Source organism: Streptomyces sp. Y309, assembly GCF_056712025.1.
The window spans coordinates 5,922,790-5,936,826 of the sequence record NZ_CM160048.1 but is presented as its reverse complement, the minus strand read 5'-3'; the positions used below and the strand labels follow the sequence as shown (position 1 = coordinate 5,936,826).

Below are 14,037 nucleotides of genomic sequence, written 5' to 3'. Positions count from 1 at the left end.
CGACAAGGTTCGTACAAGACCGGAGGCCAAGAGATGACCGTGACCCTGGCGGACGTGGCGGCTCGCGCCCAGGTGTCCCCCGCCACCGTGTCCCGCGTGCTGAACGGCAACTACCCCGTCGCCGCCGCCACGCGTGAGCGGGTACTGCGGGCCGTGGACGAGCTGGACTACGTCCTGAACGGGCCCGCGAGCTCGCTGGCCGCCGCGACGTCGGACCTGGTGGGCATCCTCGTCAACGACATCGCCGACCCGTTCTTCGGGATCATGGCGAGCGCGGTCCAGTCGGAGATCACCGGGCCGGGCGGCCGGGCGGGGGGCGAGCGGATGGCGGTGGTGTGCAACACCGGCGGCTCGCCCGAGCGCGAGCTGACGTATCTGACCCTGCTCCAGCGGCAGCGGGCCGCGGCCGTCGTCGTCACCGGCGGCGCCATCGAGGACGCCCCGCACGCGGCGGCGATCGGCGGGAAGCTGCGGCGGCTCGGCGAGGCGGGCTCGCGGGTGGTGCTGTGCGGGCGGCCGCCGGCCGAGGACGCGCCGGACGCGGTGGCGCTGACCTTCGACAACCGGGGCGGCGGGCGGCGCCTCACGGACCACCTCCTCGGCCTCGGCCACCGCCGGATCGGCTACATCGCGGGCCCCACGGAGCGCACGACCACCCGCCACCGCCTGGAGGGCCACCAGGAGGCACTGGCCGCCGCGGGCGTCGCGGACGACCCGCGCCTCACCCTGCACGGCCCCTATGACCGCCGGTCCGGGTACGACGCGACGCTCGAACTCCTGCGCCGCGAACCGTCGTTGACGGCCGTGGTCGCCGCCAACGACACGGTGGCCCTGGGCGCCTGCGCGGCCCTGCGGGACCGGGGCCTGTCGATCCCCGGCGACGTGTCGGTGGCGGGCTTCGACGACCTCCCCTTCAGCATCGACGCGGTGCCCGCCCTGACGACGGTGCGGCTTCCGCTGTACGAGGCGGGGGCACGGGCCGGGCGCATCGCGATGGGCCGCGAGGAGGAGCCGCCCGGGGGGATCGCGACGGTGCACGGGGAGTTGATGGTGCGGGGGTCTACGGGGGTGCCGCGGCGGTCTTGAGCCGGGGTGCGCCGTTCCGCGGGGCGGCTGCTCGCTTCCGCGGGGCGGGCGCGGTCAGGACTCGGCGACCGTCCACCGGCCGACCTCCCGGTAGGCAGAGTCGTACACCGCCTCACCGGCACCGGGCTTCAGGTCGTAGTGCTTGAGGCTGCCCGCCCAGTAGCGCAGGATGCGGCCCAGTTCGCGGGTGGTGTCCTCCGCGGATGCGGTGCCGTCCACGTCGACTTCGAGAAGGAACTTCACTTCGGCCTCCAACGAGTTGACCAGAGCGCCGCCGATGCCGACACCCGTTCACGGCTTCCAGCATTTCATTGAAGTTGCTTTGGGGACTTTTCCTGGAGGTGAGCCAGGCCAGCTGCTCACACGGTCCCGAAAAGCCTCAAACAGAGGCGACCTTGTAGCTTCAGGTGCGCTCAAGTGCCAGGCCGTAGAGCCACACGGGGCGACCGCCGTCGCGTTTGTCCGCGATCGACAGGCACATGTCCCGAACGCGCAGGCCGACGGCGAAGTGGTCGGGGGCGAACTTGCCGCCGGCCCGCTCACGGTGCCGTCGCCGGTCACGGCCAGGCGTACGACGGCGTCGGCGTTGGTGTAGTGGGTGCCGAACGGGGCGACGATCAAGCCGCCGCGCGTCACCCTGGCGAGGGTGTCGCCGAAGGACCGGATGCCGCAGGTGATCAGCACCCGGTCGAAGGGGCCGCCGGGCACGTGCTCTTCCAGGCCGTCGCCGACGACGACGGTGGGGCACAGGCCGCAGGCGGCGAGGCGCTCGCGGGCCTCGCGGGACACGCCCCCGTCGAACTCGACGGTGGTGACGTGTCCGCGGCCCAGGCGGTGGGTGAGGAGACCTGCGGTCTCGCCCCGGCCGGTGCCGACGTCGAGGACGGTCATGCCTGCGGCCACACGGCCGCGAACGTGGGCACCCAGTCCGAGGGCAGGGCGCCGGATTCGATCAGGGTGCTGCCCAACTCGGTGCGGCTGGGTCGCTCCGGATGTTCGCTCACGGTCACTTGACGGTCCTGGGGCCGCCGTCGGTGCCCGGCGGGTCCTGAGGGCCGGGCGAGGGTTCGCCGGGGGCGCCGCCGTCAGATGTCGGTGGAGTCGGCGGGCCGGGCCAGGGCTCGCCTGGAACACCGGCGAGGGCGGCGACGGCGGTGGGCCCGAGTCGCATGGCGTGACTCCCATTCTTCGAGTTCTTCGAGTCGCGTCGTAGGACATCCCCGCCGACGGTGCGGCGTAGCCCACTCGGCGGGTTCACGGCCGGGTGCCGCGTTCGCCGGCCTTCTCGGCCCGGCGCAGCGACCACAGCAGGTTCGCGATCCGGGTGTGGTCCGTCACGACGAGCATGTAGCGGTGCGCGCTCCTGGTGTCCTCGAAGTCCTGGTGGCTGCCGATGACCTGGTGGGCGCGGCGGGCCATGTCGTTGACGCGCTCGTTGTGCTCCTGCCCGAGGTCCTGGCTGAGCAGCCAGGTCAGGTCCAGGAGCATCGTCCAGGTCTGCGAGCGGATCTCCTCGGGCTCGCAGGGCCAGTACAGGTGCTTCACCGTGTTGACGTGCTCTTGGATCTGGTCGTGCTTGGCGTCGTCGTCGGTGGTCGCGCTGCTGGTGCGTTTCGTGGACGTCGCCATGGTGTCGGCCGGGTGGTCGTGCCGGGGGTCCGGAGTGGCCGGGGTGGCGTGTGTCGAAGTCACGGAGGTCATTGCCCCTTTGAGGTCGGTACAAGGGGGTGGGGGGTCGCGTCGTGACGGCTGAAGCACGTCGTTTCAGGACTTCTTCTTCGCCTTCGCTGCTTCGTGCTTTCCGCCTGCGTGATCTCGGATCTCTGTCGCATGCCGGGCGGCCTGGGTGATGTCGCCTCTCTCCTCGCAGATCTTGAGTTGCTTGTAGTTCGCGGCGCACACCTTGCAGCCCTGGACGGGGCAGCAGTCGAGTAGCCAGGCATTGAAGCCTGTCGGGAGGGTGACCGGGGGCTCTGGAGTCGTCTTGGCCATGCCCACATGGTCTGGCCTTTCTTCAACTCGGCCTAGCCACTTTCCCGTTGCTGAAAAAGGTCGTCCCTGATCGCCGCCAAAAGGTCTCTCAGGTCGTCGCCGTCGACGGCATCGGAGGCGAACCCATCGAACTTGGCGACGTACAGGGCAACGTCCCTGGGATCGGTCACCACCACCTCGGCGTGGACGGTCTCCACCGTCACCGCCCGGTCATCGCGGACCACGAAGGAGTGGTTGGGGATGTCGCGCTTGGGTCCGGCCAGCGGCACGACCCGCAGGTCTACATGCGGGAGCCGGGACACAGAGATGAGCCGGTCGAGCTGCCCCACCATGACCATGGGCGGCACGATCAGCCATCGCAGGACTGGTTCCGTGATCACAAAGCGGAGAGTCTTGCCCTGGTCGTACAGGACCTCTTGCCGTTCGAGCCTGACACTGACCGTCTGGCGCACGCTGTCCTCTGTCAGGTCCTCGTGCCGGGACAGGACGGCCCGCATGTACTCCGGTGTCTGGAGGAGGCCCGGCACCAATGCCGGTTGGAAGAGCCGCAGGAGGCTCATGCGGGCTTCGAGAGCCCGCAACTGCCTCTGCGCCTTGTGGAGCCCCGCCCGCTGGATCAGACGCCAAGCTGTGGCCTCCGTCGCGACGGCACGGGCGGCATCCATGTACTCCGCCTTCACGTCGTCCGAGACGCCGATGGCAGTCAGGATGCGGTCGACGTCGTCAGCAGTCGGCGCGAGCTTGCCCGTCTCCACCTTGCTGAGCTTGCTGGCAGACATGACAGCGCTGCGGGCAACGGCCTTGGCCTCCTTCCCCGAGGCTTCCCGCAGTACCCGCAGCGCCGCACCTAGCTCTGAACGGTTCACTCCCCGTACTTTGCCCACCAATCCGCGAACGGGACAGCGTGAGCCAGGGCAGTGTCCCGGTAGGTGACGTACTCGGCTCCCCGGTCGTCGGGGAGTACGTCGGCCCCGAGGAACTTGCCGTCATGGCTGTAGTGGAACTGAGCCGGGGTCGTGGAGTCGAAGAGCCAGAAGTCCCCGACACCGTCGGGCAGGGGATTGGGCCGGTCGGTCACGTCGAGGATGAAGAACTCCTCTCCGGCCGTGGCGTTGGTCCGGTATCCCCACCCCAGTTCGAACCGCAGATACGGCGTCAGTGGCCGCCTGATGACGTGGACGCGGTACATGCGCCGTCCGGCTTCGGTGTGCGCCCGGACCTCTGCCAACCAGTCGTCGTTGTAGTCGGCCGGCCGCTCCTGGCCGTCAAGGAACAGCCGGTACGCGTCGACGCCGCCCGATTGGCTGTAGTCGTCAAGGGTCTCCAGCCGGAACGCCTCCTGCCGGAAGTCGTCGAACAGGTCCCCCAGGTCAGGCACTGGCCGTGTCCCCGAACGCTTCGCGGATCAGGTCCACGGGGATCTCTACGAGCGTCTCGTGCCCGGGGATCGTCAGACCGTGATCCGTCGGGGTCGTGCCCTGCACGAGGATCGTGCCCCGGTCGGTCTTGTAGATGGTGGGGCAGTCCCTCTTGTCGCATGTCGTCGCGAGCGTGGTCACCTTCATGAGCATTCCCCTTCCCATCGCCTGACTGTCTCATCTGATCGTTCCGGGGTGACGACGACAGGGGCAAGGCGTGCGAGTTTCCGGAACGGGAAACTGGGCCGCTGACTGTGCAGGACGGCCTACGCTGCTCGCGTTCCTGCCTGACGCAGAAGGGAGGGACGGCAGAAGACGCGGCTTCGCCGAGCAGGCGACCGGGCTGCGGAACACGGCCGCGATCTGTGACTACTTGGAAGGAACCGGCGAGTGACCAACATCCTCGACGACGAACAGCGCACCCTCGCCGCCCGCGTCACCCTCACGCAGCAGATCGACCGCGGAAGCACGGTGCTGTCCTCCCGCCTGGCGGGCGCCTTCCTCAACGTGCCCCGGCACCCCTTCGTACCCGTCTTCTACCGCCGCGACGGCGAACGGTTCATCCCGTGGCGCATCACCGACGGCGACGCGGACGCGTGGCTCGGCGCCGTTTACGCGGACGACTCCCTCATCACCGAAGTGGACGGCGTCCACGCCGAGGACGCCGCCCCCGAGGGGCTGACCGGCGTTCCCACGTCGTCCTCGACGGCACCGAGCCTCATGGCGGACATGCTCGACGCCCTCGACGTGAACGAGGGCAACGAGGTGTACGAGGCCGGTACCGGCACGGGCTACAACGCCGGAGCGCTGTGCTTCCTCGCCGGGGACAAGCACGTCACGACCGTCGACCGGACCGAAGCCCTCACGACCAAAGCCCACCAGCGGCTGAACGCCGTCGGCTTCAATCCGCTCACCGTCCTCGGCGACGGCGCGCGGGACCTTCCCCCGCACGCCATGTACGACCGGATCATCGCCACCGCGTCCGTGCGCCGCATTCCGTCCGAGTGGCTGGCGCGGCTGCGCCCCGGCGGCATCATGGTCGTCCCGATCAAGGGCACGCTCGCCGGCGGAATGGTCGCCCGGCTCACAAAGCTCCCCGACGGTGCTGCGGTCGGCTACATCCTGCACACACCCGCCGCGTTCATGCCGCTCAAGAGCGGTACGGACACCACCGCACAGGTGCCTGCCCTCCCGGACAGCCAGTGCGGGGACGCCGAGTTCTCGGCGCGCGTACTCGACGACTGGACGTTCTCGTTCTTCGCCCAGCTCCACATGCCCCCCGAACTCGTCCGGACCTACGGGAAGAACGACGACGGGCTCCACGTGACGACCCTGTACGACCCCGCCGACGGCTCGGCGACCCGCATCGACGACATGCCCGAGGGGCCACCGCTGGTCACTTCCACCGGGCCGCGCAATCTGTGGCAGCCGATCGAAGCCGCCCACAAGCTGTGGCAGCGGCTCAACCGGCCCCGTCGCGAGTGGTTCACCATCGAGGCCACCGCCGGTGAACAGGCGGTGAGGTACACCGCGCCGGACGGCACGGTGTACCCCTGGACTCTGTAGCCGACGCCGCCGCCGGCGGTCCGGCTGCCGACGATGACGAACCCGTGACGCTGACGGGAACTCCGGTACCCGATCGTGCCCAACTGGCCCATGCTGGGCGGGAGTTCCGCCCACTCCACTCCCACCGATACGGAGAGCCGAACCATGACCCGAGACCCGCTTCCGCCTCTTCCGTCCCGCCGCGCCCTGCTCGCCGGTGCAACCGTCTCCGCGCTCGCCGTCGCCACGGGCACCACCACGGGCACAGCGTCAGCCGCCGAGTCCCCCGCGGCGCCCCCGAGCGGCCCATGGCCGACCAGATTCCCGCTGCCCAACGGCTTCCGCCCCGAAGGCATCGCCATCGGGGCCGCGCCGTACGCCTACGTCGGGTCGCTCGGCACCGGAGCCGTGTACCGGGCCGATCTGCGGACCGGGCGTGGGCAGGTCGTTCACGCGGGGGCGGCGGGGCTGCAGGCCGTCGGGATGAAGGTCGGGCGGGACGGGCTGTTGTACGTCGCCGGGGGTGGGGGCGGGAGTGCGCGGGTGCTGGATCTCCGGAGCGGGGAGGTTGTGGCGACGTACCAACTGGCCGACGGAGACGGGCACTTCGTCAATGATGTGCAGCTGGTGGGCGATCGCGCGTGGTTCACCGACTCGCGTGACGCGGTGTTGTACGGGGTGCGCCACGATGGGCGTCGGGGCGGGGACGTACGGCGGGTGCCGCTCCGTGGTGACTGGCAGCAGGTGCCCGACGTCAACAACGCCAACGGGATCGTGGGCGCGCCCGACGGGCGGGCGCTGATCGTCGTCAGCAGTCAGCCCGTGGGGCGGCTCTACCGGGTCGACCCGGAGAGCGGGTACGCCACGGAGATCCGGCTGCGCGGCGCGGAGAACGTGCTCAACGGCGACGGGCTCGTACGCATCGGCCGCACTCTGCACGTGGTGCAGAACCGGGCCAACGTCGTCAGCGTGTTCCGGCTCGACGCGGGGGCCCGTACGGCCACGCTGCAGCGGCGCGTCAACGACCCCCGGTTCGATGTGCCGTCGACGGCTTCCCCGTTCGGCGACCGGCTGTATCTCGTCAACGCGCGCTTCACGACCACGCCGACGCCCGACACGACGTACGACGCCGTGGCCGTGCCGCTGGGTGACGGACGGGGCGCGGGTCCAGACATAGCGGCCCAGACATAACGGCTCAGACATGGCCGCTGGCCGGTTCTCGTCGTATGCTCGGAGTCGTATCTCTGACTCAGTCAAGTATCGGCGAGCGGCCAGGCGGCAGGTGGTACCCGTGAGCGTCCAGGAGATCCGGTCCTTCAACCGCTTCTACACCAACCTCATCGGCGCGCTGGACTACAGCAGGCACCTGTACGCGCCCTACACCCTCACCGAGTCCCGGGTGCTGTACGAGCTGGCCCACTCGCCCCGCACCGACGTCGCCGACCTGCGCGGCGAACTCTCCCTGGACGCCGGGTACTTGAGCCGCATCCTGGCCAAGTTCGAGGAGGACGGGCTCGTCGAGCGGGGCGCGTCCGAGCGGGACACCCGGCGGCGGCACGTCACGCTCACCGCGCGCGGGCGCGGCGCCGCCGAGCTGCTCGACGAGCGGTCGCGGGAGGCCGTCGGCTCGCTGCTCTCGACGGTCCCCGCCGCCGAGCGCGAACGGCTCACCGCCGCCATGGCGACCGTCCGCGGCATCCTGTCGGACGGCGCCCGCCGCCCGCCGCGCACGGACGACGTGCTGCTGCGCGAGCCGGGCGCGGGCGAACTCGGCTGGATCGTGCAGCGCAACGGCGCGCTGTACGCAGCCGAGTTCGGGTGGAACGCCGACTACGAAGGCCTGGTGGCCCGCATCGTCGCCGACTTCGCCCAGGACCACGACCCGCATCTGGAACGGGTGTGGATCGCCGAGCTGGACGGGCGGCCGGTCGGGTGCGTGATGTGCGTACGCGACGAGACGCCCGGCACGGCGCGGCTGCGGCTGCTCCTCGTCGAACCGGACGCCCGCGGCCTCGGCATCGGGGACCGCCTGGTAGCGGCGGTGGTGGAGTTCGCCCGGGGCGTCGGGTACCGGGAACTGGTCCTGTGGACCAACGACGTGCTGGCGGCGGCCCGTTCGATCTACCAGCGGCACGGCTTCGTCCTCACGGCGGAGAAGCCGCACCGGTCGTTCGGCGCGGATCTGGTGGGGCAGGACTGGCGGCTTTCGTTGCTGGGCGGAGAGTAAGGCAGAAGATAAGGTCCGCCCATGAAACTCGCCTTCTCCACGCTCGGCGTACCCGGCCTGCCCCTCCCGGACGTGCTGCGCCTGGCCGGCACGTACGGCTATCACGGCGTCGAGCTGCGCGCACACCCCGAAGAGCCCGTCCACCCGGGCATCGGGCTCACCGAACGGGCCGACGTGGCCGCCGAGTTCAAGGCGGCGGGCGTCGCCGTCCTGGGCATCGCCGGGTACGCCCGCGTCGCGGCGCCCGGCGACGACGAGCCCGTCCTGGACGAGATCCGCGGCCTGCTCGCCCTGGCCCGCGACCTCGGCGCGCCCTTCGTGCGCGTCTTCCCGGGCGGCGGCACCGAGCAGAGCGAAGCGGAGGCCGACGCGACGGCCGCGCGGCGGCTCGGCACCGCCGCTGAGTACGCCGCCGACGTCGGCGTCCGCCTCCTCCTGGAGACCCACGACTCGCACCGCACCGGCGCCGCCGCGGCCCGCGTCCTCGGCGCCGTCGGCCACCGGCAGGCCGGTGCCCTGTGGGACGTCATGCACACCTGGCTCGGCGGCGAACAGGTCGCCGACAGCTATGCCGCGCTCGCCCCGTTCCTCGGCTACGTCCAGGTCAAGGACATCGCGAGCATCGAGGACACCACCCCGCTCCCCCTCGGCGCGGGCGTCCTGCCGCTCGCCGAGTGCGTGGAACTCCTCACCCGCAAGGGCTGGGATGGCTGGCTGTGCTGGGAGTACGAGAAGCGCTGGTACGAGGACGCGACACCGCTGCCTCAACTCCTCGGGCCAGGGCGGGAGTTGCTGGCACGGCTGCTGACGGAGTCGGCGTAAGTCTGCCTCTCCTCCGCCACCTCCGTCACATACCCGTGCAGCAGCCCCGCCCCCTCCAGCATCGCCCGTGACCGGCGCGTCAGGTCGGCCTGGCGCTGGGCCAGGGCCGCGCGCAGGGCCTCGCTGCCGCCCGTCTCGCGGAGGCCGTCGAGGACGGGGCGGATGGCGGGCAGGGGGTAGCCGGCCTGGCGGAGCATGGTGATCATGCGGGCGTCGCGGACGTCCGCCGCGCCGTAGCGGCGGTACCCGGTGCCCCGCTCCCGCGCGGGCGCGAGCAGGCCCGCCGACTCCCAGACCCGCAGCGCCGACGCGCGCACGCCCACGCGGGCGGCGACCTCGCCGACGGTCAGGGGCGCGCGCGGCGCCGGGGCCGACACGGCGCCGGGGTCCCCGCTCGCCACGGCCTCCAGCGCCGCACCCGTCGCCCGCAGCGCCTCCCGCCGGGCGTGCAGCTCCGCGTGCGCTGCGTCGATCAGCGTCAGCGCCTCGGGTACGTCGCCCGCGTGCACCGCCCGCATCACCGCCCGGGCCGTCTCGGGACCGAACCCCTTCGCCAGCGCCCGGTAGGCCAGCAGGGCGCGGCCGTGCACGGGGGCGAATCGGCGGTAGCCGGAGGGGGTGCGCGGGGTGGGCGGCAGGATGCCCGCGTCGGCGTAGTCGCGTACGAGCTGCGTGGACACGCCCGCCATCCGGGCCAGGTCGACGGGGCGCAGGGCCTTGGGGCCACGGCCACGGTCAGGGCCCGGTGTGGTGCGGGGAGTCATGCGCGGGGCGCCGGTTCCGGGACGGTCACCTCGTCAGCGTACGTCTCCAAGACAGGCGAGGCGGACGGGGCAGGTGAGGCGGACGGGGCAGGCGGGGCCACAGGCTTCCCCGGCAGCGAAGCCAGCGCCACCCCGCCCACGAGCAGCGCCGCCGCGCACCACTGGAGCGCCCCCACCGACTCGTCCAGGAACAGCGCGGCCGACGACATGCCGAAGACCGGCACCAGGAGCGAGAACGGCGCGACCGTGGACGCCGGGTGGCGGCGCAGCAGGTAGCCCCAGGCGCCGAAGCCGAACACCGTCGTGATCCACGCGACGTAGACGATGATCCCGACGCCCTGCCAGTCGAGCGCGCGCAGGGCGTCGAGGTCGCGCGAGGGGCCCTCGAAGAGCAGCGAGAGGGCGAGCAGGGGCAGGACCGGGACGGTGCTCACCCACACCATGAAGTTCAGCGCGTCGGGCGGCGCGGCCTTGCGGGTGAGGACGTTCGACACGCCCCAGCAGGCGGCGGCCGCGACGGTCAGGCCGAAGGCCATGAGCGGTCCCGACGTGCCCTCGTGCACGGCCGCCACCCCGATGCCCGCGAGCGCGACCGCCATGCCCGCCACCCGTACCCGCGCCGGGCGTTCACCGAGCACGGCGAAGGCGACGACCGCCGTGAACACCGCCTGGATCTGGAGCACGAGCGACGAAAGACCGGCCGGCATGCCCGCGTCCATGCCGATGAAGAGCAGCCCGAACTTGGCCACGCCGAGCACGAGCCCCACCCCTATGAGCCACTTCCAGGCGACCTTCGGGCGGCCGACGAAGAACACGGCGGGCAGCGCCGCGACGAGGAAGCGCAGCGCCGAGAACAGCAGCGGCGGGAAGTGGCCGAGGCCGACCTCGATGACGACGAAGTTCACGCCCCAGACGGCGGCGACGAGGACGGCGAGGCAGATGTGGGAGGGGCGCATGCGTCGAGGATCACGCGCCGGGAGTGTTCAGCACCAGCGCGAATTTCTTCATGATTGCCTGAAGCATCGCTTATGAATGAGGCGTGCTGAACGACGAGACGAGGTGGCCCCCATGCTGGATCTCGCGCGGCTGCGCGCCCTGCACGCCGTGGCCGTCCACGGCACCGTCGGCGCCGCCGCGACGGCGCTCGGCTACACGCCGTCGGCCGTGTCCCAGCAGATCGCCAAGCTGGAGCGGGAGACGCGTACGACGCTGCTCGAACGGCAGGGCCGGGGCGTGGCCCTGACCGACGAGGCGGTCCGACTCGCGGACGCGGCACGGGAGTTGCTGGCGATCGTGGAGCGCGCGGAGACGGACCTGGAGGAGCGGCGGGGCGTCCCGGCCGGGCGCCTGACCGTGGTGGCGTTCGCGTCGGCGGCGCGCGGCCTGCTGCCCGGCGCGCTCGCCGACCTGGCGCGCCGCCACCCGGCCCTGGACGCGCGCCTGACGGAGGTCGAACCGCACCTGTCGGTGGACCTCGTCGCCAAGGGCGCGGCGGACCTGGCGGTCGCCCACGACTGGGACATCGCGCCGCTGCCCGCGCCGCCCGGCGTCGAACAGGCCGTGATCGGCGACGACTTGTGCGATCTGCTCGTCCCGGCGGGGCACCGGCTCGCCGGGCGCGAGTCGGTGCGGCGCGCGGAGCTGCGGGACGAGCGGTGGATCTCGCAGCCTCCCGGGCGGGTGTGCCACGACTGGCTGGTGCGGACGATGCGGGCCGCGGGCTGCGAGCCGGACATCGTCCACCGGGCGGAGGAGAACCCCACCTTGATCGCCCTGGTCGCGGCCGGTCTGGGCATCGCCCTCATCCCCCGTCTCGGCCGCGGCCCGCTCCCGGCCGGGGTGACGGCGGTCCACCTCGACCCCATGCCGGTGCGCAGGCTGTACGCGGTGTGGCGGACGGGGGCGGCACGGCGCCCGGCGATCGCGGAGACGGTGCGCGCGCTGCGCGAGTCGTGGGACACGGTCACCACGGCTGCCGACGCGGCCGTCGACACATCCACCGGTCCGTCTCACCCCGCGGGCTGACCCCACCGCCCCCACCCGCACCAACTTGCCGTCATCAGGCCCCGTTCGGGAACCCTGGGGAGCGCCGGGGCGTCCAACAGGCACGCTGCCGGAGAGTCTCCGCGAGGCGGTGTCGGCATTTCGCTGCTGGCTGCGAACGCTGACCACCCTCTCCGCCGCCCGCGGCCGGCAGCGCGCCGCCGCCGGTGCGCCCCCTCCTCTGCGCCGGCGGCGGCCCCTCCCCGCAGCGCGACGCCGTCCGGGCCTTGACCCCGCCACACCTCACGGCCTTGACCCGCCACACCCCACGGGATATCCGTGGCAAGTGCCTCACGACTCCCACAGCACCCACAGCACCCCCAGTGGCCACACCGACCACGCCGACCACGACACCCGCCACACCGACACCCACCCCGACCTCGACGCCCTGCTCTCCCGCATGACGCTCGAAGAGAAGGTCGGCCAGCTCTTCGTCCTGCATGTGTACGGCCACCACGCCACCGCCCCCGACCCGGCCGACGTCGAGCTGAACGAGCGCGAGCTGGGCGTGCGCACCGCCGGCGACGCCGTCGCCAAGTACCGCCCGGGCGGCCTCATCTACTTCGGCTGGGCGCACAACACCCGTGCCCCTCGCCAGCTCGCCGAGCTCTCCAACGACGTCCAGCGGGTGGCCCTCGAACAGCCGCCGGGCATCCCGCTCCTGCTCACCATCGACCAGGAGCACGGCATCGTCGCCCGCGTCGGCGCGCCCGCCACGCTGCTACCCGGCGCGATGGCGCTCGGCGCGGGCGGCTCGGCCGACGACGTCCGCGAGGCGGCCCGCATCGCCGGCGCCGAGCTGCGCGCGCTCGGCGTCTTCCAGAACTACGCGCCGTCCGCCGACGTCAACGTGAACCCGGCCAACCCGGTCATCGGCGTACGGTCCTTCGGCGCGGGCCCGGACGCCGTGTCCGCGTTCGTGACCGCGCAGATCAAGGGCTACCGGGACGCGGGCATCGCCCCCGCCGCCAAGCACTTCCCCGGCCACGGCGACACCGAGACCGACAGCCACTCCGCGCTGCCGTACATCCACCACACCCGCGAGCAGTGGGAGGAGCTGGACGCGCCGCCGTTCCGCGCCGCGCTCGCCGCCGGCGTCGACGTCGTGATGACCGCGCACATCGTCGTCCCCGCCCTGGACCCGGCCCTCGACCCCGCCACGCTCTCGTACCCCGTCGTCACCGGCATCCTGCGCGAGCAGCTCGGCCACCGGGGCGTCGTCGTCACCGACTCGCTGTCCATGCAGGGGGTGCGCACCAAGTACGGCGACGACCGCGTCGCCGTCCTCGCGCTCAAGGCGGGCGTCGACCAGCTCCTGAACCCGCCGCGGCCCGAACTCGCCTGGAACGCGGTCCTCCAGGCCGTGCGCGAGGGCGAACTCACCGAGGCCCGCATCGACGAGTCGGTCCTGCGCATCCTCCGGCTCAAGCGGAAACTGGGCCTGTTCGAGCAGGCGTCGGCCGCCGCCCCGGACGACGTCGACGCCACCGTCGGCAGCGCGGCCCACCTCGCCGCCGCCGACCGCATCGCCGAGCGCACCACGACGCTGCTCCGCAACGAGGGCGGCCTGCTCCCGCTGTCCCCCGCCGCGCACGGCCGCGTCCTGGTCCTCGGCGCCGACCCGGTCTCGCCGTCCGGCACCACCGGACCGCCGACCACCGTGCTCGCCGCCGCCCTGACCGAACTCGGCTTCACCGCAACGGCGTTGAGCACCGGCACCGAGCCGTCTCCGGAGGCCGTCGACAAGGCCCTCGCCGAGGCGGCCTCCGGGCACGACGCCGTGATCGTGACGACGTACGACGTCGCGGAAGGCGACCCCCAGCACGCCCTGGTCACCGCTCTCACCGGCCACACAGCCGCCGCGGACGGCCCGCCCGTCATCATCGTCTCCGTCCGCACCCCGCACGACGTGACCCGGCTGCCCGGCGTGACCGCCGCGCTCGCCGCGTATTCCTGGACGGACGTCGAACTCCGCGCCGCCGCCCGCGTCATCGCGGGCCAGGCCCGCCCGGCCGGCCGCCTGCCCGTGCCGGTGCCGAGCCCGGACGACCCCGGGCAGGTGCTGTACCCCATCGGCTACGGGCTTTCGTACGAGCCGTACGCCGCCGCCGACTGACGGGCGTACCCGGCGTACGCAGCC

Annotated in this window: 18 protein-coding genes; 7 read left to right on the top strand and 11 right to left on the bottom strand. The window is 72.2% G+C overall.

The window, feature by feature from the left end; translation table 11 throughout:
- Positions 1–33: 33 nt before the first annotated feature.
- Positions 34–1,086 carry a LacI family DNA-binding transcriptional regulator gene (locus tag AC0KTA_RS24375; protein ID WP_481050352.1) on the top strand — a complete coding sequence of 351 codons (1,053 nt, stop codon included), beginning with the start codon at positions 34–36 and terminating at the stop codon, positions 1,084–1,086.
- Between the two features lie 54 nt (positions 1,087–1,140).
- On the opposite strand, the gene AC0KTA_RS24370 is transcribed toward AC0KTA_RS24375, so the two are convergent.
- The 9 genes from AC0KTA_RS24370 to AC0KTA_RS24330 all read right to left on the bottom strand — a co-directional run bounded on the left by AC0KTA_RS24370 (position 1,141) and on the right by AC0KTA_RS24330 (position 4,643).
- Positions 1,141–1,329 (bottom strand): hypothetical protein, encoded by a 189-nt coding sequence (locus AC0KTA_RS24370; RefSeq protein WP_481050351.1) that lies wholly within the window; start codon positions 1,327–1,329, stop codon positions 1,141–1,143.
- Positions 1,330–1,377: 48 nt separating this feature from the next.
- Positions 1,378–1,977 (bottom strand): methyltransferase domain-containing protein, encoded by a 600-nt coding sequence (locus AC0KTA_RS24365; protein ID WP_481050350.1) that lies wholly within the window; start codon positions 1,975–1,977, stop codon positions 1,378–1,380.
- Positions 1,974–2,096: a hypothetical protein gene (locus tag AC0KTA_RS24360; RefSeq protein ID WP_481050349.1), complete on the bottom strand. Its 123-nt coding sequence runs from the start codon at positions 2,094–2,096 to the stop codon at positions 1,974–1,976. The genes AC0KTA_RS24365 and AC0KTA_RS24360 overlap by 4 nt, the downstream gene beginning before the upstream one ends.
- Positions 2,093–2,257, bottom strand: a complete 165-nt coding sequence (locus tag AC0KTA_RS24355; protein WP_481050348.1) for a hypothetical protein — start codon at positions 2,255–2,257, stop codon at positions 2,093–2,095. Before AC0KTA_RS24355 ends, AC0KTA_RS24360 begins: the two co-directional genes overlap by 4 nt.
- A gap of 83 nt (positions 2,258–2,340) precedes the next feature.
- On the bottom strand, positions 2,341–2,778 hold the full coding sequence (locus tag AC0KTA_RS24350) for a hypothetical protein (RefSeq protein ID WP_481050347.1): 438 nt from the start codon (positions 2,776–2,778) through the stop codon (positions 2,341–2,343).
- A gap of 72 nt (positions 2,779–2,850) precedes the next feature.
- A complete protein-coding gene (locus tag AC0KTA_RS24345; RefSeq protein ID WP_481050346.1) occupies positions 2,851–3,078 on the bottom strand; it encodes a hypothetical protein in 228 nt (75 codons plus the stop codon).
- A 32-nt stretch (positions 3,079–3,110) separates the two neighbouring features.
- Positions 3,111–3,944, bottom strand: coding sequence for a helix-turn-helix domain-containing protein (locus tag AC0KTA_RS24340; RefSeq protein ID WP_481050345.1), 834 nt, complete (start codon positions 3,942–3,944; stop codon positions 3,111–3,113).
- Positions 3,941–4,456, bottom strand: coding sequence for a DUF6879 family protein (locus tag AC0KTA_RS24335; RefSeq protein ID WP_481050344.1), 516 nt, complete (start codon positions 4,454–4,456; stop codon positions 3,941–3,943). The genes AC0KTA_RS24340 and AC0KTA_RS24335 overlap by 4 nt, the downstream gene beginning before the upstream one ends.
- The gene (locus AC0KTA_RS24330; protein WP_481050343.1) at positions 4,449–4,643 is read right to left on the bottom strand and encodes a hypothetical protein; all 195 of its coding nucleotides are present in this window, start codon (positions 4,641–4,643) and stop codon (positions 4,449–4,451) included. Before AC0KTA_RS24330 ends, AC0KTA_RS24335 begins: the two co-directional genes overlap by 8 nt.
- A gap of 243 nt (positions 4,644–4,886) precedes the next feature.
- On the opposite strand from AC0KTA_RS24330, the gene AC0KTA_RS24325 reads away from it, so the two are divergent.
- From AC0KTA_RS24325 to AC0KTA_RS24310, 4 genes are all read left to right on the top strand, one after another.
- A complete protein-coding gene (locus AC0KTA_RS24325; RefSeq protein WP_481050342.1) occupies positions 4,887–6,062 on the top strand; it encodes a methyltransferase domain-containing protein in 1,176 nt (391 codons plus the stop codon).
- A 144-nt stretch (positions 6,063–6,206) separates the two neighbouring features.
- Positions 6,207–7,232: an SMP-30/gluconolactonase/LRE family protein gene (locus AC0KTA_RS24320; RefSeq protein ID WP_481050341.1), complete on the top strand. Its 1,026-nt coding sequence runs from the start codon at positions 6,207–6,209 to the stop codon at positions 7,230–7,232.
- Positions 7,233–7,332: 100 nt separating this feature from the next.
- Positions 7,333–8,268 carry a bifunctional helix-turn-helix transcriptional regulator/GNAT family N-acetyltransferase gene (locus AC0KTA_RS24315; RefSeq protein WP_481050340.1) on the top strand — a complete coding sequence of 312 codons (936 nt, stop codon included), beginning with the start codon at positions 7,333–7,335 and terminating at the stop codon, positions 8,266–8,268.
- Between the two features lie 21 nt (positions 8,269–8,289).
- A complete protein-coding gene (locus tag AC0KTA_RS24310; RefSeq protein WP_481050339.1) occupies positions 8,290–9,090 on the top strand; it encodes a sugar phosphate isomerase/epimerase family protein in 801 nt (266 codons plus the stop codon).
- On the opposite strand, the gene AC0KTA_RS24305 is transcribed toward AC0KTA_RS24310, so the two are convergent.
- Complete coding sequence (locus AC0KTA_RS24305) at positions 9,033–9,854, bottom strand: MerR family transcriptional regulator (protein ID WP_481050338.1); 822 nt, start codon at positions 9,852–9,854, stop codon at positions 9,033–9,035. The two genes, AC0KTA_RS24310 and AC0KTA_RS24305, sit on opposite strands and share 58 nt — an antisense overlap.
- Positions 9,851–10,810 carry an EamA family transporter gene (locus AC0KTA_RS24300; RefSeq protein WP_481050337.1) on the bottom strand — a complete coding sequence of 320 codons (960 nt, stop codon included), beginning with the start codon at positions 10,808–10,810 and terminating at the stop codon, positions 9,851–9,853. Before AC0KTA_RS24300 ends, AC0KTA_RS24305 begins: the two co-directional genes overlap by 4 nt.
- A gap of 112 nt (positions 10,811–10,922) precedes the next feature.
- Between AC0KTA_RS24300 and AC0KTA_RS24295 the strand changes: the two genes are divergently transcribed.
- The gene (locus AC0KTA_RS24295; RefSeq protein WP_481050336.1) at positions 10,923–11,879 is read left to right on the top strand and encodes a LysR family transcriptional regulator; all 957 of its coding nucleotides are present in this window, start codon (positions 10,923–10,925) and stop codon (positions 11,877–11,879) included.
- 304 nt (positions 11,880–12,183) lie between these two features.
- Positions 12,184–14,013, top strand: a complete 1,830-nt coding sequence (locus AC0KTA_RS24290) for a glycoside hydrolase family 3 protein (RefSeq protein WP_481050335.1) — start codon at positions 12,184–12,186, stop codon at positions 14,011–14,013.
- Positions 14,014–14,037: the final 24 nt, after the last annotated feature.

Coding starts and splice junctions, on each gene's coding strand:
- AC0KTA_RS24295 (WP_481050336.1), top strand. CDS start 10,923: ATGCTGGATCTCGCGCGGCTGCGCGCCCTGCACGCCGTGGCCGTCCAC.
- AC0KTA_RS24305 (WP_481050338.1), bottom strand. CDS start 9,854: ATGACTCCCCGCACCACACCGGGCCCTGACCGTGGCCGTGGCCCCAAG.
- AC0KTA_RS24330 (WP_481050343.1), bottom strand. CDS start 4,643: ATGAAGGTGACCACGCTCGCGACGACATGCGACAAGAGGGACTGCCCC.
- AC0KTA_RS24355 (WP_481050348.1), bottom strand. CDS start 2,257: ATGCGACTCGGGCCCACCGCCGTCGCCGCCCTCGCCGGTGTTCCAGGC.
- AC0KTA_RS24300 (WP_481050337.1), bottom strand. CDS start 10,810: ATGCGCCCCTCCCACATCTGCCTCGCCGTCCTCGTCGCCGCCGTCTGG.
- AC0KTA_RS24310 (WP_481050339.1), top strand. CDS start 8,290: ATGAAACTCGCCTTCTCCACGCTCGGCGTACCCGGCCTGCCCCTCCCG.
- AC0KTA_RS24345 (WP_481050346.1), bottom strand. CDS start 3,078: ATGGCCAAGACGACTCCAGAGCCCCCGGTCACCCTCCCGACAGGCTTC.
- AC0KTA_RS24375 (WP_481050352.1), top strand. CDS start 34: ATGACCGTGACCCTGGCGGACGTGGCGGCTCGCGCCCAGGTGTCCCCC.
- AC0KTA_RS24365 (WP_481050350.1), bottom strand. CDS start 1,977: ATGACCGTCCTCGACGTCGGCACCGGCCGGGGCGAGACCGCAGGTCTC.
- AC0KTA_RS24320 (WP_481050341.1), top strand. CDS start 6,207: ATGACCCGAGACCCGCTTCCGCCTCTTCCGTCCCGCCGCGCCCTGCTC.